Source organism: Hydrobacter penzbergensis (genome assembly GCF_900106985.1).
Classification (GTDB): domain Bacteria; phylum Bacteroidota; class Bacteroidia; order Chitinophagales; family Chitinophagaceae; genus Sediminibacterium; species Sediminibacterium magnilacihabitans.
Genome location: NZ_FNNO01000007.1, coordinates 15,914 through 37,002, shown reverse-complemented (window position 1 = coordinate 37,002; position 21,089 = coordinate 15,914). Strand labels below are relative to the sequence as shown.

Below are 21,089 nucleotides of genomic sequence, written 5' to 3'. Positions count from 1 at the left end.
GGATAAATTTTAAATAAATTAGGCAATGCGGGAGAAGATCATACAAAGCCTTTTGGTAGTCATGCTGATAGCTGGTTATCGTAATCTTTCTGCTCAGTCGAAAGACCTGGATTATTATATTGGGTCGGGCATCCAAAAGAGCCCGTTGTTGAATGATCTGAGGAACCAGTCGCGCAGTACTGCTATCGACAGTATGCGCATCAATGCCGGGTACAAGCCACAGGTAATGGGTGTCAGCAACAATTCTTATGCTCCTTCTATTAATGGGTGGGGATATGATAATGCCATTACCAATGGCGGCACATTCAGCCAATTGATCACGGTCAATAAAAGATTGGTGGGTAAAGAGAACCTGCAAAACCAATACGAGGCCATTCGATTGGCAAAAGAATCACTCGCCATATCCGGAAAAGTGACAGAGCAGGATATCAGGAAAGCGATTACCAGCCAGTATATTGTGGCTTACGGTATTTACCTGCAATACAGCTTCAATAAAGAAGTATTGGAATTATTGGGTAGTGAAGAGGCCATCCTGAAAAAACTCACTGAACGAAATATTTACAGGCAGACCGATTACCTCAGTTTCCTGGTGACCATGCAGCAACAGCAACTGCAGCTCAATCAACTCAAGGTGCAGTTCCAGAATGAGTTTGCATCATTGAATTACCTGAGTGGCTTACAGGATACCGGTTTTGTTGCTGTCCCAGCGCCGAACATCAGCCTGGCGCCTCCTCCGGAAATTGAACAGACGGTCTTTTATCAGCAATTCAGATTGGATAGCCTGAAGCTGAAGAACAGCGATGCGCAGATCAATTTTTCGTACAAACCTAAATTGAGTTTGTATGCCGATGCCGGTCATTCCAGTACTTTTGCAGTGAACCCGTATAAGAATTTCGGAACCAGCTTTGGCATTAACCTTTCTGTTCCCATTTACGATGGTAAGCAGAAAAAAATGCAGCATGATAAGATCGCTATTGCGCAACAAACCAGGCAGCAATACCAGCAGTTTTATAAAACGCAATTCGATCAGCAGTTACTGCAATTGCTGCAACAGCTGCGGTCGGCGCAGGAGCTCATTAATCAAACCAGTACCCAGATCAGGTATACCCAGGCGCTGATAGAAGCCAACAGGAAATTACTGGAAGCCGGCGATGTGCGAATGTCGGATTATATCATTGCCATCGGTAATTACCTCGCAGCCAGGAACAGCAGTACCCAGAATATGATCTATAAACTTCAATTGATTAACCAGATCAATTACTGGAACAGAAAAACCTAATCAAGATGCGTCATAGAATTGTTCATTTGATGTTGATCGTTGCCTTAACGGCAGGCTGCCATGCCCAGCAGGATACACGGGATAAGAAAGAAGCGCCGGCTGAAGCCCCTGCGGTAGCAGAAGGTACACCGGCTACTGTTACAAGCGTTACCGTTGGCGCGATGGAGGAAACGGTGGAAGTAAATGCCGTATCGGCTTTTCAACTCAAAACCTATATCAAAGCGAATACCAACGGTTATTTGCAAACAGTGAATGCACGCCTGGGCAGTTATGTTGAAAAAGGACAGGAGCTTTTTGTACTCAAAACAAAAGAATCGCAAACCCTGGGCAATACCATCAGGATACTCGACAGCACTTTGCATTTTACCGGTAACATGCACATCAAATCGCCCGGCAGCGGTTATATCACACAACTCAATTACCAGGCAGGAGATTATGTGCAGGACAATGAACAACTGGCAGTGATTACCGATACCAGGAGTTTTGTTTTTCTGCTCGACCTTCCTTATGAATTAAAACCATACCTGGCCGCGAACAAGAACCTCAAGTTGCGGTTGCCCGATGGCACCGTGCTGGATGGTTATGTTGCTAACGCCATGCCTACTGTAGATGCAGTTTCGCAAACGCAGAGTTATGTGATCAAAGTGAATACCAATAAATCCATTCCCGAAAACCTGATAGCCAAAGTGAGCCTGGTGAAATCGGCGAAAGGAAATATTACCTCGCTTCCTAAAGCTGCTGTGCTGACCGATGAGGTACAAAGTCATTTTTGGATCATGAAAATGATCGACAGTGTTACGGCGGTAAAAGTGCCGGTGCAGAAAGGAATGGAGAATGCAGACCGGGTGGAGATCATCGCTCCGCGTTTATCACCAGCCGATAAAGTGTTGCTCACTGGTAATTACGGGTTACCCGATACCGCAAAAGTCTCCATCGTTAAATAACAGTTTGTATGCGCAGTTTTTTCATCAGCTATAAGAACCCGCTCAGTGTGATCATGGTGATCATCCTGCTGGGAGGCATGTTTGTTTACAGTAAAATGCAGACTGCGCTTTTCCCTGAAATTACTTTTCCCAAGATCAAGATCATCGCAGATGCCGGCCAGCAACCGGTAAAGAAAATGATGATCACGGTTACCCGGCAATTGGAAAATGCGGTGAAACAGGTGCCCGATCTGCAAAGCATCAGGAGTACTACCAGCAGGGGTAGTTGTGAGATATCGGCTTTTATGGACTGGAAGGCCAATATCGATATCAGCCAGCAACGCATCGAATCAAAGATCAACGAGATACGCAATAACCTGCCGCCGGATATACAGATATCCGTTGAGCGGATGAACCCTTCCATCCTGCCGGTTATCGGCTATTCACTGGAAAGTAAAACGCGGTCGCCGATAGACATGAAGCTGCTGGCCATGTACACCATCAAACCTTTTTTATCGCAGGTGGAAGGTGTATCGGAGATCAGGGTCATTGGCGGTAAGATGAAAGAATACTGGCTGGTGCTGAATGTACAAAAGATGAGCACATTGGGTATTACACCCGATATGGTTGCCACATCATTGAACCAAACGAATTTTATTAAGTCGAACGGTTATTTGTCCGATTACCGGTTGCTGTACCTCACTGTTACCGATGCTTCTGTAAGTTCGAAAGAGCAATTGTCGAACCTGGTGATCAGTAACAACGGCAAACGGATCGTGTTGCTGAAAGATATTGCCGATGTGCAGATACAGGAAGCCAAAGAGTATATCAAGATCAACGCCAACGGACATGACGGCATCTTATTAGCAGTGATCAAACAACCGAATGCCAACCTGGTAGACCTGTCTGATAAAATGGATGCCAAACTCAAAGCGTTGCAAAAAATTCTTCCGCGTGATGTATCGATACAACCTTATTATATACAGGCCGATTTTGTAAAAGACTCCATTAAAAGTGTAACAGATAGTTTGTGGATAGGGCTGGCGCTGGCCATATTCGTGGCAATCATTTTCCTACGATCGCTGAAAGCCAGTACGGTCATTCTCTTCACCATACCCGTTACTTTGTTGCTTACCCTGATTGTATTGTATGCAACTGGTCAAACCCTGAACATCATGACACTTGGCGCCATAGCTGCAGCCATCGGTTTGATCATTGACGATGCCATTGTGGTAATGGAACAAATACACCGGACGCATGAAGAACATCCGGAAGAGCCCAGCGGACCGCTGGTGCAAAAAGCTATTCACTACCTGCTCCCCGCAATGGTGGGTTCTTCGCTCAGCACGATTGTTATATTTCTTCCGTTTGTATTGATGAGCGGCGTAGCAGGCGCTTATTTTAAAGTGATGACAGACACGATGATTATCACATTGATCTGCTCTTTCTTTGTTACCTGGCTCATACTCCCGGTGATCTACCTGCTGTTTACACGAAATCCTTTTGAGGTGAGCGCCAATCAACGAAAGATCAAACCACATTCGGTGAAGAACCAGCGATGGGTGGGCTTTTTTATTACCAGGCCTTACCTGAGTCTTGTGATCGTGGTTATGCTGGCAGCATCTGTCCTTTATATTTTTCCCAGGCTGGAAACGGGTTTCCTGCCAGAGATGGATGAAGGCAGTATTGTGCTGGATTACAGTTCTCCGCCTGGTACTTCGTTAGAAGAAACGGACCGGCTATTGCATGAAGTGGAAAAAATACTGGTAAAACAGCCCGAAGTAGCAGCGTATTCCAGGCGAACCGGTACGCAGATGGGCTTCTTTATCACCGAACCCAATCGCGGCGATTACCTGATACAGTTAAAGAAAACGAGAGACCGGTCAACCGAAGACGTGATCAGCGATATCAGAAAAAAAATAGAAGCCACACAACCTGCACTGCGTGTTGATTTCGGACAGGTGATCGGTGATATGCTGGGCGACCTGATAACCTCCGTGCAACCCGTTGAAGTGAAAATATTCGGTAACGACCAGCTCAAATTGCAGCAGTTGTCCAAACAGGTAGCGGGCATTGTGGGAAAAGTGGGCGGTACCGCCGATGTATTCGATGGCATCGTGATCGCGGGCCCGTCTATTGATGTTACACCTAACTCCACACAACTGGCGCAGTTTGGTATTACACCTGCGAGCTTGCAATACCAGTTGCAAACTTCACTGGAAGGAAACACGGTGGGCACTGTGTACGACAAAGAGCAGTTCACCAATATCCGTTTGTTATATCCCGGAAGCAGGCGGTTAAGTGTAGATGATATGCATAAAATACCGGTATTCCTGCCGAATGGAAAACTGAAACCCATTCATTCACTTGCATCTGTTGCCCTGAACACAGGCGAAGCAGAGATACAAAGGCAGGATCTTCAGTCGATGGGTGTGGTAACAGCCCGGCTGGAAGGGCGCGACCTGGGAAGTGTGATCAAAGACATCCAACAGGCAGTGGGACGCCAGTTATCATTACCACAAGGATACGCTATCGTATACGGCGGATCTTATGCAGAACAACAGCAATCATTCAAAGAGTTGCTGGTGATATTGATCACAGCAAGCCTGCTGGTATTCGGCGTGATCCTGTTCCTGTTCAAGGATTTCTGGATTTCGCTCATCATTCTGCTGATTGCTGTATTGGGCATATCGGGTAGTTACATGGGACTTTATTTCACACATACAGCGCTGAATGTAGGCAGCTACACAGGCTTGGTAATGATCGTAGGTATCATAGGTGAAAATGCCATCTTTACTTTTTTACAGTTCAGGGAATCGTATAAGCATACACACAATGTGAATGAATCACTGATCTATTCCATCTCCACCAGGCTGCGCCCTAAACTCATGACGGCGTTGGGGGCCATTATTGCACTGATGCCTATTGCACTGGGCATTGGCACAGGTGCGCAATTGCACCAACCGCTGGCCATTGCAGTGATCGGCGGCTTTATTGCAGCATTGCCTTTGTTGCTGATTGTATTACCCAGTCTCATCAGGCTACGGTATTATAAGACGCCGCAAAAAATCTGAGCCGGCCCGGAACAAAAAGGATGAAACTGTTTAACTTACTATTCAAATCGAATAATATGTGGTGGGTCTATGCATTATTATCCGCCTTGTTTGCGGCATTGACGGCCATTTTTGCCAAGATAGGCGTCAGTAACATGAATTCCAACCTGGCTACTGCCATCCGCACGGTGGTTATATTGCTGGTGGCCTGGGGTATTGTACTGGCCCGGAATGAAACCAAGGGGATCACTACTTTGTCCAGGCAAAATCTTTTGTTCCTGGTGATATCAGGTATCACCACCGGCTTGTCGTGGGTATTCTATTTCAAAGCATTACAAATGGGAAAGGTTTCACAGGTAGCGCCGGTAGATAAACTGAGTATCGCGCTCACCATCATCTTATCCGCCGTTTTTCTAAAAGAAGTAATGACTGCGCGGGTACTGGCCGGCGCCCTGCTCATCATTGCCGGCACGCTGGTACTGATCAAATAAGCGGCTTCAGAATTGCTTCAGAAAGGTGTATTTATTTTATGCTTCAACTAAATCAATACAACCATGAAACAATCACTGGCAAAAGCAACGGTTATCGGAATGATAACCCTGGCCACTTTTCAGCAAGCGGCCAATGCCCAGGCTGGCAAAAACCTTCATATCCTTTCCACTTACCATATTGCCAGTAATGGCGGATGGGATTACATTGCCATTCAACCCAATTCGAACAGGGTTTTTGTTTCACATGGTACACAGGTGAATGTGCTCGACAAACAAACGGGCGATTCACTGGGTTATATTCCCAACACAGAGGGCGTGCATGGTATTGCATTTGTACCTGCTTTGAACAAAGGCTATACCAGCAACGGAAGAGCAGGTAACGCCACTGTCTTCAACCTGAAAACCCTCGCTGTTACAGGCACGGTAAAAACAGGTGAAAACCCCGATGCTATATTTTACGATGCACATAGCAAAAAAATAGCGATCTGCAATGGAAGGAGCAAGGACCTTACATTCATCGATCCCGCAACCGATAAAGTGGTGGCTACTGTTCCCGTAGGAGGAAAACCAGAAACTGCAGTGAGTAATGAGGCAGGAAAAATATATGTGAATGTGGAAGATAAAAATGAGATCGTAGTGGTGAATGCGAACACTTACAAAGCAGAAGCACACTGGTCTTTATTGCCAGGTGAAGCGCCAACCGGTTTGGCCATCGACACAAAAACCAAAAGATTGTTCGCAGCTTGCGGCGATAATAAATTATTGGTTGTGATGAATGCAGAGAATGGAGCAATCGTTGCCAAATTGCCTATTGGCGATGGTTGTGATGGCGACTGCTTCGACCCTCAATTACATAACATCTATACATCGAATGGCGAAGGAACCATTACGGTAATACATGAAGGTTCAAAAGATCAATTCACTGTAACAGCGAACATACCTACTAAAAAAAGCGCCCGCACCATTGCACTGGATGAAGTTACACACAAGCTTTACCTGCCCGCTGCAGATTTCGAAGCGCAGGCTCCGGGAGCAACAGGAAGGCCTAAGATGAAACCAGGCAGCTTCCAGATACTGGTAGTAGGAAACTAATTTAAACTAAGACGGAAAGCTGATCTTCCCCATGCTTACATGGGGAATTCCGTTTTGCAGGGAACCCATCTGTGTTTGCCCGCCGCAAACCGTTTCGTTGGCCAGTACAGCAAACAATACCGCTTCTTTTGCATCGGGATGGATATGAAGTTCACTCGTATTCCTGAAAATAATACCAGGCAATTGTTCCTGCATGTGTTGCATGAGCAAAGGGTTGTGCATGCCACCACCGCTTACATACACAACATACGCTTTGTTACGCATACAGCGAAGCAGGGCATCTACGATCATATCCGCAGAAAAACGGTTGAGTGTTGCCATGGTATCTGCATGCGAAAGATGATCAACGCCGGCGCGGCTCATCGCACTGTTGAGATAGAGCAGGTTGAATAATTCGGGACCGATGGTTTTAGGAAATTCCAAGGCAAAGAATATATGTTGCTTTAACTCGTGCAAAAGCCCCTGGTGAATATTACCCTGCCTGGCGATGTTCGCATTTTCATCGAAATGATGACCGGGAAAATGTTGTTGTATGTATGCGTCCATCATTGTATTACCTGCTCCTATATCGCTGCAGAATACTTCAGCGGCATTGCGGTTCGAGGGCAGGTAGGTAAAATTGGCAATACCGCCGATATTCAGCATGATGCGGTCTTCAGTATCACTGCTGAATATCAGGTAATCGCCGAAAACCGCCAGTGGAGCGCCTTCTCCGCCGGCAGCAATATGCTTCTGCCTGAAATCACTGATGGTAATAATGCCGGTGCCCACTGCTAAATGATCTCCATCGCCGATCTGTAAAGTGGCATTGCCAAACTGGTCTTGCGGGTGCAGCAATTTAGGTGCATGGTAGATGGTCTGCCCATGACTCGCCAGCAGGTCTACCTGCGCTGCGTTTATTTGCCATTCCTGTAAACACCGGTTTACCAGCCGTGCATGTTCCTGCGCCACCCATGCATTGAGCACGCATATTTTTTCCAGGTCCACCGAACGCTTCGAAAAAACCGATCTGATCTCTTCCCTGAACCCGTTTTCGTAAGGAATGGTCTGGAATGCCTGCAATGCAATATTGGTATGGAGACCGCTACCCGAAAAGCGGCATAATGCCAGGTCCAGTCCGTCTACAGAAGTGCCACTCATCAGTCCGAGGATAAGCCGCTCTTCCTTTCCTGCTATATGATATAGTTTCTTAATATTTGGATTCATTCGCCTATTTTTTACGCTAAAAAACGCATATTTTATGCGCTAATTTGCATATTTTTTTGTTTTTACGCGCTATTATGCATTATTTTTAAAAGCCCAATTACCATACTACTATGCTGAAAACAGAACGACAGGCTTATATCCTGAGAAAAATCGACCTCCATAACAGGGTATTATCCTCCGATCTGAGTATTGAAATTAATGTATCCGAAGATACTATCCGCCGTGACCTGAACGAGTTGGCAGAGCTGGACAAGATCGTCAAAGTGTATGGAGGAGCTTTATCCAAGTCTTTCCATAGCTCTTTTTTGCGATCCGATGTATACAAAGCCGATGGTAAAAAGATCATTGCCGAAAAAGCGGTATCGCTGGTGCAGCATGATATGTTTATCCTTACCACGGGCGGCACCACTGTTGTAGAAATGGCGCGGATATTGCCGGCGGGCCTGCAGGCCACTTTTTTTACGGGGAGCATTCCTGCCGCTTATGAATATGCGCAACATCCGAACATACAGGTCATTTTCATGGGTGACAGGATATCCAAAAGTTCACAGATAGCGGTTGGAGGAGAAGCCATTTCCAGAATAAACAGTATCAAAGCCGACTTGTGTTTTCTGGGCATCAACGCGATAGACGGTGCAGGTGTGTCTGACAATGATTGGGAAGTGGTGCAGGTAAAGCAGTCCATGATCAAAGCCTCGAAGAAAACGGTGGTCTTGTCGATCACTGAAAAGATCAATACACGCCAGCGTTTTGCGGTATGCGGACTGGATGAGATAGACACCATCATTACGGATTCAGGGCCTGGCAATCCTTTATTCGAAGGTTTTGTGGCAGCCGGGGTTAAACTTTTGTAAACTTAAACACTGCAATAATTATGAACATCACACTTTCAGGCAAATGGGCCATGCCCTGCGTGTTGCTACTGCTGTGTCTGGTGACGTCAGTCACTTACGCGCAGGTTCGCATCAGCGGCAAGGTAACCAACAAAAGAGGCGCCGGTATTGAAGCGGCCTCGGTTGTTATCAAAGGAACCAGCAACGGTATTGCTACCGATAACAGTGGTGCTTATCATTTTTCCGCACCATTGAAACCGGGAAAACATACAGTGGTATTTTCAAGCACAGGATATCTTCCCCAGGAAATATTGCTTACTGTTTCAGAAAGCAATAATAATTATACCCTCAACGCAGAACTGAATGAAGACATTGGCAAACTCGATGAAGTGATTGTTACCGGTACATCCCAGGGAACCACCAGGAGACAATTGGGTAGTTATATCAGTTCGGTTTCGGCTGACGAACTCACCAAAGGCGCTACCGGTAATGTACTGGCAGCACTGCAAGGAAAAACAGCGGGTGCGCAGATATCGCAGAACTCCGGCGATCCGGCAGGTGGGTTGTCGGTACGGCTGAGAGGTATCAGCTCTATCTCATCCGGTTCTGATCCTTTGTACATTGTTGATGGTGTGATTGTAAACAACGCCACTACCCGCGTAACCAATACGTCGGGCAATTACGATGGCGGTAATTTTGTGGGATCGATTGGCCAAAGCAGGCTCACAGATATCAACCCCGAAGACATTGAGCGGATAGAAGTGCTGAACGGAGCTGCTGCAGCTGCCATCTATGGTAGCCGGGCTAACGCAGGTGTGGTGCAGATATTCACTAAAAAAGGTAAGAGCGGCGCACCGAAAGTTAGTTTCTCTACCAGTTATATTTCGAGCAGTCTCCGCAAGAAGCTCGACGTGAACCAATCGCCCACCAAATTCGGTGGACCTACCGATGGACCTGGTGCACAAACACAGGATGTGCTCATTCCAACACTCACCAATACTACACCTGTAACGCGTTACGATTACCAGGATTATATTTTCAGGAATGCCGGTGGAACCGATAACAATGTTTCGGTGAGCGGTGGTACCGACAAAACCAAATACTATGTATCGGGCGCTTATTTTTTCAACCAGGGCATCGTGCGTAATACCGATTACCAACGGTTCAGCTTTCGCAGTAATATCGACCAGGTGCTGAACAAATGGGCGACTTTTAACATCGGACTGAATTATATCAACAGTACATCCAATGAAAAACCCGATGGCAACTCGTTTTTCTCACCCACCAACTCGGTTACCATCATTGGTAATTTTCACAACATCTGGGCCAGGGACGCATTGGGCAATATACAAGCTGTGGGTGAAAGAGGACGTGTTAACCCGGTTTCAGTGATCGAAGACATTAAACAGAAACAAACCACCAACCGCATCATTGCAAATCTGGGACTGAAATTGAAGCCCATCAAAATGCTTACGGTAGACTATACCATGGGTATCGATAATTATACGCAAAACGGTACTACCTATATCCCGCCGTTTGCCTATAATGTAAATACGGCTTTCTACGGCGGCGGCCCATCGCTCGATGCTACTTTGAATGGGTATGCGAGCACCGGCAACGATAATTTCTTTGCCATCAACCACGATCTCAACGCCACTTATAATATTGATATCACCCCTAAGATCAATTCTGTAACACAAGTAGGGTTCTCTCAGCAATACGAGAAGAACAGCTATTCCCTCTTACAGGGTCGCGGGTTGGCGCCTTTTGTGCAAACCGTTAGCGGTGTGAGCACGAAGATGGATGGAGTAGATAGCAGATCGGAATTATCGGTATACGGAACATACATTCAACAAAATTTCAAATACCGTAACCAGTTCTTTGTAACAGGAGCGGTTCGGGTAGACGGATCTTCTGTGTTTGGTGAAAACCAACGCAACCAGACTTACTATAAAGCCAGTGGAAGCTATGTATTGTCGGGCGCCGATTATTGGAACAAATGGGGCGTATCCAAATGGTGGAACCTGATGAAACTGCGGTTGGCTTATGGACAAAGCGGTAACCTCACCGGGATAGGTGCGTATGACCGCTTCAATACTTACCTGCCTTCTTCTTACCTGGGCAGGACCGCTTTGAATTCACAATCGGTGCTGGCCAATGAAAATATAAAACCCGAGCGGCAGGAAGAAACAGAACTGGGTATGGACCTTTCTTTCTTTTCAGGAAGGCTGGGCCTTACAGTGAATGTTTACAACAAGAAAGTAAAGGACCTGTTGATCGATCGTTTTATTGCACCTACTTCGGGCTTCTCCAGTCTGCGTGACAATTTTGGCTCTTTGGAAAATAAAGGATATGAGTTGGTGCTGACCGGCAAACCTGTTGTGAAGAAAGATTTTAACTGGGACCTGACCGCTATCTTTAACCATAACCGTAACAAGGCGGTGAGCATTGGCCAGGCGTTGATACTGCTCAGCACCAATGCAGGTGCACCCGTTGCCATTATTCAGGGGCAGCCGATCGGTGTTTTTTACGGAACCTTCTTTGCAACGGACCCCAATGGTGCATTGGTAAAGAACGGCAGTGGTTTCCCTCAAACAGAAAGAGGCACACAGCATTCCGTGTTGAGCTATACTACTGGAAGAGATGCAACAACCGGGTTGCCTGTGGGAAGTGTGCTGCGTAAAGTGATCGGTAATCCCAACCCGGATTATACAGGAAGCCTGGTGAATGAGTTCTCTTATAAAAAACTCAGCCTGCGCGTGCAGGTAGATGTGGTGCATGGTATGAATGTTTTCAATGCCGATTTCCGTACCAGGCAGGGTGTAGGTAATGGTAAAGTGGCAGAACAGGAACAAAGAGGTCTTCTTCCACGAGGTTATGTCAGCAGCATTTATGCCATTGAACAATGGCGCATCGATGATGGATCGTTTACCAAACTGCGCGAGGTATCGCTGGCGTATCATCTCGGTAAGGTGAAATGTTTCAGCGACCTGAGCCTCAGCCTCAGCGGCCGTAACCTGATCAGTTGGGACCACTACAACGGATACGATCCGGAAGTAAATGCCGGCGGACAAAGTACCATTCTCAGAGGAATTGATTTTGGTTCAACGCCCATACCCAGGACTTTCAGTTTTGGTATACAGGCAAAATTTTAATTCCTAAAAACTAATTACATGAAAAAGATAATTCACATTACCATATACAGCAGCCTTGCAGCCTTATTGATCCAGGCAACGGGTTGTAAAAAAGATTATACAAACCCCAATGCGGCTACGTCAACACAGGTATTGAGTTCGGCAAAGGGATTGGTTGGCGTAGTCGTTGGTATTCAAAAAACATATACGGCGAACGTAGCTTACGGGATGTCTGATGCAACAGGATTAGTTACCAATGAAACTTTCCTGCTCAATCCGGGTAATACTTCCGAACTGCAGTTTTCAACCGGCGGCACGGCAGTGGATGGTACCAATGGTTTGTTGAGTAATGTATGGACATCGGCGTCTAAAGTGATTTACGATGCCAATAATGTGATCACTGCCGCCTCACAGTTGAGTGATAAAGGATATGCCAGCGGACTGATCGGCTATGCTTCGATCCTGAAAGCGCTCTCTATCGGATGTATGGCTGGTTATTGGGAGAAAGTACCCGATACCATTGGCATCAACAATGCTACTTTCTCTGATCGCATGACAGGTTATGCACGCGCTATCGCTGCGATCGACAAAGCGATCACTACCATCAATGCCAACGCGATCAGCAACACTTTTCTTACCGATTTACCTGCGGGCGTTGACATTGTAAATACCCTTTACGCACTCAAAGCCAGGTACCAGTTGTTCAGTAATAATTATACCGGTGCATTAGCTGCCGCCAACATGGTGGATCTGAGTAAAAAATCGGTCTTTAATTTTGAAGCGGCCAATCCGAATCCGGTTTTCAATGCAGTCACTTCTACCAATAACGTGTATCAGCCGGTAGATTCCACGTTGGGGTTGCCTGCTTCCGTTGCGCCTGATCTGAGCGATAAGCGGGTTCCATTCTATACTACCATCAATGCTATCATCAATCCACGTTTCCGTCTCAATGGCTTCTGGAACAGCGCCACTACGGCCATACCATTGTATTACCCGGGTGAAATAAGCCTCATCAAGGCAGAAGCTTATGCCCGCCAATCGACCCCCGACCTGGTCAATGGTATCGTTGAGTTGAACAAGGTGGTTACCAAGAAGCCGGCTAATGATGCGTTGGGTATAGGGGCAGACCTTCCCCCGGTAGCGCCTGTAACGGCGGCCGACCTGTTGCTGCAGATATACCGGAACCGTTGTATTGAGTTATACCTCTCGGGTATGAAGCTGGAAGATATGCGGCGTTTTGGAAGACCCACCAGTGAACGTAAACGCAACCTGTTCCCTTATCCTTTCCGTGAAAGGGACAGTAATGCGAATACGCCGGCTGACCCGGTATTCTAAACGAAACAGGAAGAATCATAATAAAAAGAGCCCTTTAAAGGGCTCTTTTTATTATTTGAAGTATTTTTCCTCTATGTTTAGATCAATGCCGTTTAAATTATACTTAGGCCTGGGTATAGCCGTTTTACTCGTGCTGATAGTAGGATATGTTTCCATTACTTCCATGCAACGGGAAGAAAAGGAAACAACATTGGTGACCCATTCCAATAAGGTGATCAATTTGGTAAGACAGATCCGCCACGAAATATCCCAACTGAAGAGCGCGCGCAGGCTTTACTGGGCAACCGGCAACTACCATTATATGGAACCCTGGGAGAAAGTAAGTACTACTATCCCAACGCAATTGGACCAACTGGCAGAAATGGTTTCCGACGATGCAGTACAGACTCGGAATGTACAACGCCTCGATGCCCTGATATCCCATGTATTGACTTATTGGGCTCATGAAGGGAAAGTGGATCTGAATGCCGGAAAAGAAGCTGAAGTGCGATTATTGGTAGAAGAAGAAAAAAGACTGGATGATGTATACGCACAGTTCGAGTTGACGCAAGGAGAAGAGCAAAGGATACTGTTGATGAGAGAAAATGAAGTAATCCAATACAACCGGCAAACAAGAACGATCCTGTATGTTGGGGTCGCTATACTGTTGCTGGTTGTATTGCTACTGGTTAATTCCATCCTGCAAGTACTCAGGAGCCGTTACAAGGCGAGTAAAACACTGCAAAGCAACCTGGATGAAATGGAAAAACTCAACCAGGTGGCATACGATAAAAACTGGACACTCGAGGGCTTCAGTTATGTGAACAACAGGATACAATGGGTTGAGTCCACACAGGTGCTGGCTGATAAAATCATTCATGCACTTGTTGAATACCTGGAAGTGCCTGCCGGCGCTATTTATTTTTTCAAAGAAGAAGAGCAGGAGCTGGAGATGGTGTCTGCCGTATCTGTAGGAAGGGCTTCCATCAAAAAATTCAAACTGGGCGAAGGCATTGTAGGAAATGCCGCCATGCAGAAAATGCCCAGTCTCATCAAACATATCCCTCCTTCTTATTGGCGGGTGGTTACCGGTTTGGGCGAGATCACCGGTAACGGGCAGATCATGTGTGTTCCCTTATGGGTAAATGGAGAGTTGAAAGGATTGATTGAACTGGGTTGTTTCGATAATTTCACACCGCTTCAACAAACCTTTCTGAATAATATTGGCGATATGCTGGGAACTGCCATCAACTCTGCCCAGGCCCGCGATAAAATAGAGACCCTTTTACAGGAAGTGCAGGAGCAACAGGAAGAATTACAGCAAGCCAACGACGAATTGAGCCGGCAAACCGAAGAGTTGCTGGCTTCTGAAGAAGAACTACGAGCGCAGGAAAACGAGCTCAAGCAGGTCAATATTGAACTGAATGAGCGCAACAACTTAATAGAAGAAGCCAGGAAAAACCTGTCGGTCAAAGCAAAAGAACTGGAAGCATCGAGCCGGTATAAATCGGAATTCCTGGCCAATATGTCGCACGAACTGAGAACCCCATTAAACAGCATCCTGATACTGGCCAAGCTGATGTCCGATAATAAAGATGGTAACCTTACCAACAAGCAGGTAGAATACGCTATGATCATTGGTAAATCGGGTAAAGACCTGCTGGCGCTGATCAACAACATACTGGACCTGTCGAAGATCGAAGCGGGTAAAATAGAGTTGGAAATAGAAGATGTAGAATTGGAGGATGTAAAGTCAGACCTGGAACAACTGTTCAAAGTAGTGGCTTCGGAGAAAAAAGTGCAGCTGAGCATTGAGATGGCTAAAACAGCGCCTAAACAAATCCGTTCCGATAAACAAAAACTGGAACAGGTATTGAAAAACCTGCTCTCCAATGCCTTCAAGTTTACTCCGGCAGGCGGATCTATTTCGGTTGCTATCGGAAACAAGAACCAGTTCCAGAAAGATTGGCTGGAGATCAGTGTATCAGACACAGGTATAGGCATATCAGATGATAAACAACAACTGATATTCGAAGCTTTCCAGCAGGCAGACGGTTCTACGAGCAGGAAATACGGTGGTACCGGATTGGGATTGTCGATCAGCAAAGAGCTGGTAAGACTGCTGGGCGGTAAAATTGAAGTGTTCAGCGAAGAAGGGAAAGGAAGCACTTTTACCTTGACGCTTCCGCGCGTATTTGAAATGAAAAACGAAGAAAAAGTTCCTGAAGAAGTAGCGCTGTTGAAGGCTTATGAAGCCAGTGAGGAGTCTCAACTGGAAGACGATAAGGCCCATATCGGTTCAGATGATAAAGTGATGCTCATCATAGAAGATGATGTGAATTTCGCAACCATCACCCGCGATTTCGCCCGTGCGAAAGGATACAAAGTGATCATGGCATTGAGAGGTGATATTGGGTTCTTATATGCCAAGCAATTCAAACCAACGGCCATCATACTCGATATCCAGTTGCCGGTTATGGATGGATGGACCCTGCTTAAAAAACTCAAAGCAAATGCCGAACTGAAAGATATTCCTGTTCACATCATTTCTGCTTTTGATGATAACAGGCTCAAACATGCCGGCGTACTGGCTTACCTGAAAAAGCCGGTAGATATGGAAGGCCTGGAGCAGGCTTTCGGATTGATATCCAAACACATTGATGCGGACGAGAAAAAAATACTGATCGTATCTGACAATCATTTCCATGAAGAAAGACTTGAGCACCTGTTCAGGGAAAAAGACCACCAGGTTTCCTTTGAGCAGGTACGCTCAATACAATCGGCTGCTGAGAAGATTGCAGCTGGCAAGTACGATTGCGTGATTGTGAATGTAGAGCAAAGCATCAATATCCATGCAGCACAGCAGATGAGCGAACAACTGCATAACAAGGAACTGCCACTGATCATTTACCTCGATGAGGACATCAGCTCGGAAGAAGAACTGCAATTGCGCAAAATATCGGATGTTATTGTAAGGCATTCCGGAACAGCCAACAGCAGGCTGATCGATGAGCTTGAGTTGTTCCTGTATAAAATGCATGAGTTAGACCATAAAACAACGCCGGCTGTGCACACTTCCGTTGCTGCGAATGTTTCCCTGCAACAAAAAAAGATATTGGTGGTAGACGATGATATGCGCAATGTATTTGCATTGAGTACGGTGCTGGAATCGAACCAGATGGAAGTGGTCATTGCCAGTGACGGTAAAGAGTCGCTCGACCAATTGAAAAAACATAAAGACATTGACCTGGTGTTGATGGACATCATGATGCCGGAAATGGATGGCTATGAAGCGATGAAATTGATCAGGAACGATTTGAAATTGACACTTCCCATCATAGCGGTTACCGCTAAAGCCATGGTGGGCGACAGGGAAAAATGTATTGCAGCAGGTGCATCGGATTACATAGCCAAACCATTGGATATGCAAAAACTGCTTTCACTCATGCGGGTTTGGTTAACCAAATAATATGCTATCCAAACTGCAGATAACCCATACAGAGATAAAGACCGTACTCGACCTGCTGTACCGGCAGTATGGGTACGATTTTTCGAATTATACCAAAGCATCTTTGCGCAGGCGATTACAGAAATTGATGTACGATAAGAAAACGGTTACGGACGGCTCTTTCAACGAGTTCCAGCTCATTTTCTGCAGGACTGCTTTGAAATGGTTGATGCGGGAGTTAAAATATTCAGGAAGCAATAACTATTTTATGTTTTGAAATATGCAATCAAAAGAAACCTTGCAAGCATTCACTATCCTGTTGGTAGACGACCGGCCGGAAAACCTGATCTCACTGGAAGAGTTACTCATACAACCCGGACGGCGCTTCATCAAAGCGCAATCGGGCAATGAGGCTTTGCGACAGGTCTTGAAACACGAAAATATCGGCCTGATCATGCTCGATGTACAGATGCCTGATATGGATGGGTTTGAAGTAGCACGTATTCTCAAATCGAATGCAAAAACAAAAGATATCTCTATCATCTTTGTAACGGCTTTGAGCAGGGAAGAACATTTTATACTGAAAGGTTTTGAAGAAGGTGCTGTTGATTATCTACCCAAGCCACTCGATATTAACGTGGTAAGGGCTAAAGTGAATGTATTCGAACAACTGTATTTGCACCAGGTAGAACTAAAGTCTACCCTCTCGGAACTCAAACGGATCAATAAACAACTGGAACAATTTGTTTACATAGTTTCCCATGACCTCAAATCACCCCTTTCTTCCATGATGCTCCTGATGGAACTGATTAGGGAAGACGAACTGGTAATAGCCAATCCCGAACTAAAAGAAAACATTGACCTGTTGCATGGCGCATCCGGACGCTTATCGAATATGATCGCTTCCTTGCTGGAACATTCACGTACCAGTCTGGCAAATCATGCAATCGAGAAAGTAAACACCAGCGAGTTGGTGCGGGAAGTAGTGGCGCTCCTGTTCCCACCTGATCAGATGACTATTAACATACGGGAACCCTTGCCTGTGATCAATACCCATAAGATCGGCTTGCAACAAGTATTCCAGAACCTGCTGAGCAACGCCATCAAATACAACGACAAAGAAAAAGGACTCATCGAAATAGGCGCGTCTGACAAAGGACATTGGGTAGAATTCTATGTCAAAGACAACGGACCGGGCATCGCTGATAACGACCAGGAACGGATATTTAAATTATTTGAAACGACGGCGCATCATTCTTCGCGCGACAGCAGCACGGGCATTGGATTGAATCTCTTGAAAGTATTGGTAGAAGGGCAGGGAGGAAAGATCTGGGTCGACTCGGTGAAAGACGAAGGCAGCACTTTTTATTTTGAATGGGAAAAGAACCACTGATCTACTTGTAATCAGACATCTGCAACCGCTCATTACAAAAATCATATTCCAGTGGATCGTTACTACTTACAATAACGAGTTTGTTACCGGCATATTCGTCAATCAACCTGTGATATAATGCATAGCCGGCCTTGTCGAGATTGGTACAAGGCTCGTCGAGCAACAGCAGCGGAACATCGGAAAAAAAAGCCTGCGCCAGTTTGATACGTTGTTTCATGCCACTACTGTAATAGCGGATCTGTTTGTGTGACGCGTGTGGTAATTCCACTTTGTCCAGTATCGTTGCTGCATCCAGTGCCATGGGTTTGAAAGACGCATGAAAAGAAAGAAATTCCAACGCCGTCATTTCTTCTATCAATTCCAGGTAGGGTGCTGCCATGGCCAGTTGCTGGTAGATGGTTTCACCGGCTATGTTTTTGTTCTGCTGTGTATAAACGCAATCGCCGGTGCTGAGGGTGATGCTTCCGGCAATGGATTGCAGCAAGGTACTTTTACCACTTCCATTAGCGCCGGTAATCGCATAAGCATTACCGGTCTCGAACCGGTAGTTGACGCCACGAAATATCCAATCCCGGTTAAACCTTTTTCCAACATTGGATAATTCAATGATCATATCTGTATTTGCTATTTTCTAACGTTAGTCTTCGTCGCTACCACCTTTCACATAACGTTTGATGATACCTCTTCCGCTTTCCCGGATAAATGTTACGATCTCGTCGCGCTCATCGCTGGCTGTCACTTCTTCTTCAATGAATTCGAGCGCCTGTGTGGTATTGAAACCTTTGTTGAAAATAATGCGGTAGATATCCAGTATATGGTTGATGCGTTCCAGTTCAAAGCCGCGGCGCTTGAGGCCTACGCTGTTTACACCACCATAACTGAGCGGGGTGCGTACAGCTTTGATATAAGGAGGTACGTCTTTACTAACAAGACTACCACCGGCAATATAAGCGTGCTGACCAATGTTCACGAACTGGTGAACCGCACTCACACCGGCAATCCACGCCCAGTCGCCCATTACCACATGGCCTGCGAGCTGAACGCTGTTGCTGAGTATACAGTTATCGCCGATGTTGCAGTCGTGCGCAATATGACTGTAAGCCATGATAAGGCAATTGTTGCCTACCCTGGTTTTCCAGCGGTCGGTAGTGCCGCGGTTGATGGTCACGAATTCACGTATGGTAGTATTGTCGCCTACCTCGGCCGTTGTTTTTTCACCACTGAATTTCAGGTCCTGCGGAATACCGCCGATCACAGCGCCGGGAAAAATACGGGAGTTCTTTCCAATCCTCGACCCATCCATGATGGTAACATTGCTTCCAATCCAGGTGCCTTCTCCGATCTGCACATCACCATGTATCACAGTGAAAGGATCTATTTTCACATTAGGAGCGATCTTGGCATTAGGGTCGATGTAAGTATAAGGATGGGTCATTATTGTTGCTTCTTGTTTTGGGCAGGGCAGATTTAAAAATTTGATAAAACCATTAAGGGCGTTTCACTACCTGTGCCACCAGGTCGGCTTCAGTGGCTACCTTACCTCCCACATAAACAGTTCCCCTCATTTCACAAATACCTCTGCGAATGGGGCCTGCAAATTCCATTTTTAATACCATGGTATCACCTGGTCTTACCATCTGTTTGAATTTGCAATTGTCTATTTTCAGGAAATAAGTATCGTATTGTCCTTCCGGCATGGAATTGATGCAGAGGATGCCACCGGTTTGTGCCAGCGCTTCTATCTGCAATACACCCGGCATAACAGGGTTGCCGGGAAAATGTCCGGGGAAGAACCATTCATTGAACGTAACATTCTTCACACCCACTATATAAGTATCGGTAAGTTCAATGATCTTATCCACTAGCAGGAAAGGGTGGCGGTGTGGTAAGGTTTTCTCGATCTTTTCCAGCGTGAAAACAGGCGGCATGGTATGATCGTACACCGGCACATTCTTAACGTGCTTATTCTTTTTGATGTATTGTTTGATCTTTTTCGCAAACTCCACGTTGGTACTGTGGCCGGGCCTGTTCGCAATGATCCGCGCTTTGATGGGATAACCGATCAGTGCCAGATCACCTACTACGTCGAGCAGCTTGTGACGGGCAGGTTCATTGGGGAAACGCAGCTCCAGGTTATTGAGATAACCTTCACTCTTCACTTCTATCTTATCGCGCTTGAACACTTTGGCCAGCCGGCCCATTTCTTCATCAGTCACCGGCTTGTCTACCACCACGATGGCGTTATTGATATCGCCACCTTTGATGAGGTCGTTGTCGAGCAACATTTCCAGCTCATGCAGGAAACAAAAAGTGCGACAGGGCGCTATTTCTGTTTTGAAATCTTTGATGGTTTTCAGTCCGGCATGTTGGGTACCTAATACCGGGCTGTTGAAATCGATGAGGGTGGTTATCTGGTAGTCGATCGAAGGAAGGGCTACCATTTCAACGCGCTTGGCTTCATCGTAATGATAAATATTCTCATCGAGACTGTACCATGCTTTGGTGGCTTCCTGTTCTACCACCCCTGTTTCGGCAATCAATTCTATAAACGGACCGGAACTGCCATCCATGATGGGGATCTCGGGGCCGTTGAGTTCAATCAAAGTATTATCAATACCCATACCTACCAGGGCCGCCAGTACATGCTCCACCGTGCTCACTTTGGCATCGCCCACTTGCAAAGTAGTACCGCGACTGGTATCGGTTACCAGGTCGCAATCGGCTTTGATGATAGGCTGGTTAGGAAGATCAATACGCTGAAACTGGATACCAAAGCCGGGATTGGCTGGTTTGAGGGTCATATCAACGGTAATTCCGGTATGTAATCCGGTACCACTGATATTGATAGAACTATTAAGGGTATGTTGCTTATCCGGGTTGAAATGATTATCCATAGTCCGCAAAAATAGTACTTCATAAGCGT

General features: G+C 46.1%; 15 protein-coding genes. 11 read left to right on the top strand and 4 right to left on the bottom strand.

What is annotated here, in order from left to right:
* Nucleotides 1-25: 25 nt before the first annotated feature.
* From BLU98_RS08930 to BLU98_RS08910, 5 genes are all read left to right on the top strand, one after another.
* The gene (locus BLU98_RS08930) at nt 26-1,279 is read left to right on the top strand and encodes a TolC family protein (RefSeq protein ID WP_092723689.1); all 1,254 of its coding nucleotides are present in this window, start codon (nt 26-28) and stop codon (nt 1,277-1,279) included.
* A gap of 5 nt (nt 1,280-1,284) precedes the next feature.
* Complete coding sequence (locus BLU98_RS08925) at nt 1,285-2,223, top strand: efflux RND transporter periplasmic adaptor subunit (RefSeq protein ID WP_092723688.1); 939 nt, start codon at nt 1,285-1,287, stop codon at nt 2,221-2,223.
* Nucleotides 2,224-2,231: 8 nt separating this feature from the next.
* Complete coding sequence (locus BLU98_RS08920; RefSeq protein WP_092723687.1) at nt 2,232-5,276, top strand: efflux RND transporter permease subunit; 3,045 nt, start codon at nt 2,232-2,234, stop codon at nt 5,274-5,276.
* 56 nt (nt 5,277-5,332) lie between these two features.
* Complete coding sequence (locus tag BLU98_RS08915; RefSeq protein ID WP_092723821.1) at nt 5,333-5,746, top strand: EamA family transporter; 414 nt, start codon at nt 5,333-5,335, stop codon at nt 5,744-5,746.
* A 63-nt stretch (nt 5,747-5,809) separates the two neighbouring features.
* Nucleotides 5,810-6,838, top strand: coding sequence for a YncE family protein (locus BLU98_RS08910; protein WP_092723686.1), 1,029 nt, complete (start codon nt 5,810-5,812; stop codon nt 6,836-6,838).
* A 6-nt stretch (nt 6,839-6,844) separates the two neighbouring features.
* On the opposite strand, the gene BLU98_RS08905 is transcribed toward BLU98_RS08910, so the two are convergent.
* Nucleotides 6,845-8,044, bottom strand: a complete 1,200-nt coding sequence (locus BLU98_RS08905) for an anhydro-N-acetylmuramic acid kinase (protein WP_092723685.1) — start codon at nt 8,042-8,044, stop codon at nt 6,845-6,847.
* 110 nt (nt 8,045-8,154) lie between these two features.
* Between BLU98_RS08905 and BLU98_RS08900 the strand changes: the two genes are divergently transcribed.
* The 6 genes from BLU98_RS08900 (at nt 8,155) to BLU98_RS08875 (ending at nt 18,166) form a co-directional block, all read left to right on the top strand.
* On the top strand, nt 8,155-8,898 hold the full coding sequence (locus BLU98_RS08900) for a DeoR/GlpR family DNA-binding transcription regulator (RefSeq protein WP_092723684.1): 744 nt from the start codon (nt 8,155-8,157) through the stop codon (nt 8,896-8,898).
* 20 nt (nt 8,899-8,918) lie between these two features.
* Complete coding sequence (locus tag BLU98_RS08895; RefSeq protein ID WP_257574849.1) at nt 8,919-12,032, top strand: SusC/RagA family TonB-linked outer membrane protein; 3,114 nt, start codon at nt 8,919-8,921, stop codon at nt 12,030-12,032.
* Between the two features lie 18 nt (nt 12,033-12,050).
* Entirely contained in the window at nt 12,051-13,346 is a 1,296-nt protein-coding gene (locus tag BLU98_RS08890; RefSeq protein WP_092723683.1) for a RagB/SusD family nutrient uptake outer membrane protein, read from the top strand.
* A gap of 85 nt (nt 13,347-13,431) precedes the next feature.
* The gene (locus BLU98_RS08885) at nt 13,432-16,794 is read left to right on the top strand and encodes a response regulator (RefSeq protein WP_257574848.1); all 3,363 of its coding nucleotides are present in this window, start codon (nt 13,432-13,434) and stop codon (nt 16,792-16,794) included.
* 1 nt (nt 16,795) lies between these two features.
* Nucleotides 16,796-17,050, top strand: coding sequence for a hypothetical protein (locus tag BLU98_RS08880; protein WP_092723681.1), 255 nt, complete (start codon nt 16,796-16,798; stop codon nt 17,048-17,050).
* A 3-nt stretch (nt 17,051-17,053) separates the two neighbouring features.
* Nucleotides 17,054-18,166, top strand: a complete 1,113-nt coding sequence (locus tag BLU98_RS08875) for a sensor histidine kinase (RefSeq protein ID WP_092723680.1) — start codon at nt 17,054-17,056, stop codon at nt 18,164-18,166.
* A gap of 1 nt (nt 18,167) precedes the next feature.
* Here BLU98_RS08875 and BLU98_RS08870 read toward each other — a convergent pair whose 3' ends face one another.
* From BLU98_RS08870 to BLU98_RS08860, 3 genes are read right to left on the bottom strand one after another with little or no spacing between them, the layout of a single operon-like run.
* Nucleotides 18,168-18,779, bottom strand: coding sequence for an ABC transporter ATP-binding protein (locus tag BLU98_RS08870; protein WP_092723679.1), 612 nt, complete (start codon nt 18,777-18,779; stop codon nt 18,168-18,170).
* Between the two features lie 24 nt (nt 18,780-18,803).
* Nucleotides 18,804-19,601 carry an acyl-ACP--UDP-N-acetylglucosamine O-acyltransferase gene (gene lpxA / locus BLU98_RS08865; protein ID WP_026773935.1) on the bottom strand — a complete coding sequence of 266 codons (798 nt, stop codon included), beginning with the start codon at nt 19,599-19,601 and terminating at the stop codon, nt 18,804-18,806.
* A 52-nt stretch (nt 19,602-19,653) separates the two neighbouring features.
* Nucleotides 19,654-21,060, bottom strand: coding sequence for a bifunctional UDP-3-O-[3-hydroxymyristoyl] N-acetylglucosamine deacetylase/3-hydroxyacyl-ACP dehydratase (locus BLU98_RS08860; protein ID WP_026769058.1), 1,407 nt, complete (start codon nt 21,058-21,060; stop codon nt 19,654-19,656).
* Nucleotides 21,061-21,089 lie beyond the last annotated feature (29 nt).

Coding starts and splice junctions, on each gene's coding strand:
- BLU98_RS08890 (WP_092723683.1), top strand. CDS start 12,051: ATGAAAAAGATAATTCACATTACCATATACAGCAGCCTTGCAGCCTTA.
- BLU98_RS08910 (WP_092723686.1), top strand. CDS start 5,810: ATGAAACAATCACTGGCAAAAGCAACGGTTATCGGAATGATAACCCTG.
- BLU98_RS08920 (WP_092723687.1), top strand. CDS start 2,232: ATGCGCAGTTTTTTCATCAGCTATAAGAACCCGCTCAGTGTGATCATG.
- BLU98_RS08915 (WP_092723821.1), top strand. CDS start 5,333: ATGTGGTGGGTCTATGCATTATTATCCGCCTTGTTTGCGGCATTGACG.
- BLU98_RS08895 (WP_257574849.1), top strand. CDS start 8,919: ATGAACATCACACTTTCAGGCAAATGGGCCATGCCCTGCGTGTTGCTA.
- BLU98_RS08870 (WP_092723679.1), bottom strand. CDS start 18,779: ATGATCATTGAATTATCCAATGTTGGAAAAAGGTTTAACCGGGATTGG.
- lpxA (WP_026773935.1), bottom strand. CDS start 19,601: ATGACCCATCCTTATACTTACATCGACCCTAATGCCAAGATCGCTCCT.
- BLU98_RS08905 (WP_092723685.1), bottom strand. CDS start 8,044: ATGAATCCAAATATTAAGAAACTATATCATATAGCAGGAAAGGAAGAG.
- BLU98_RS08925 (WP_092723688.1), top strand. CDS start 1,285: ATGCGTCATAGAATTGTTCATTTGATGTTGATCGTTGCCTTAACGGCA.
- BLU98_RS08880 (WP_092723681.1), top strand. CDS start 16,796: ATGCTATCCAAACTGCAGATAACCCATACAGAGATAAAGACCGTACTC.
- BLU98_RS08885 (WP_257574848.1), top strand. CDS start 13,432: ATGCCGTTTAAATTATACTTAGGCCTGGGTATAGCCGTTTTACTCGTG.
- BLU98_RS08930 (WP_092723689.1), top strand. CDS start 26: ATGCGGGAGAAGATCATACAAAGCCTTTTGGTAGTCATGCTGATAGCT.
- BLU98_RS08875 (WP_092723680.1), top strand. CDS start 17,054: ATGCAATCAAAAGAAACCTTGCAAGCATTCACTATCCTGTTGGTAGAC.
- BLU98_RS08900 (WP_092723684.1), top strand. CDS start 8,155: ATGCTGAAAACAGAACGACAGGCTTATATCCTGAGAAAAATCGACCTC.
- BLU98_RS08860 (WP_026769058.1), bottom strand. CDS start 21,060: ATGGATAATCATTTCAACCCGGATAAGCAACATACCCTTAATAGTTCT.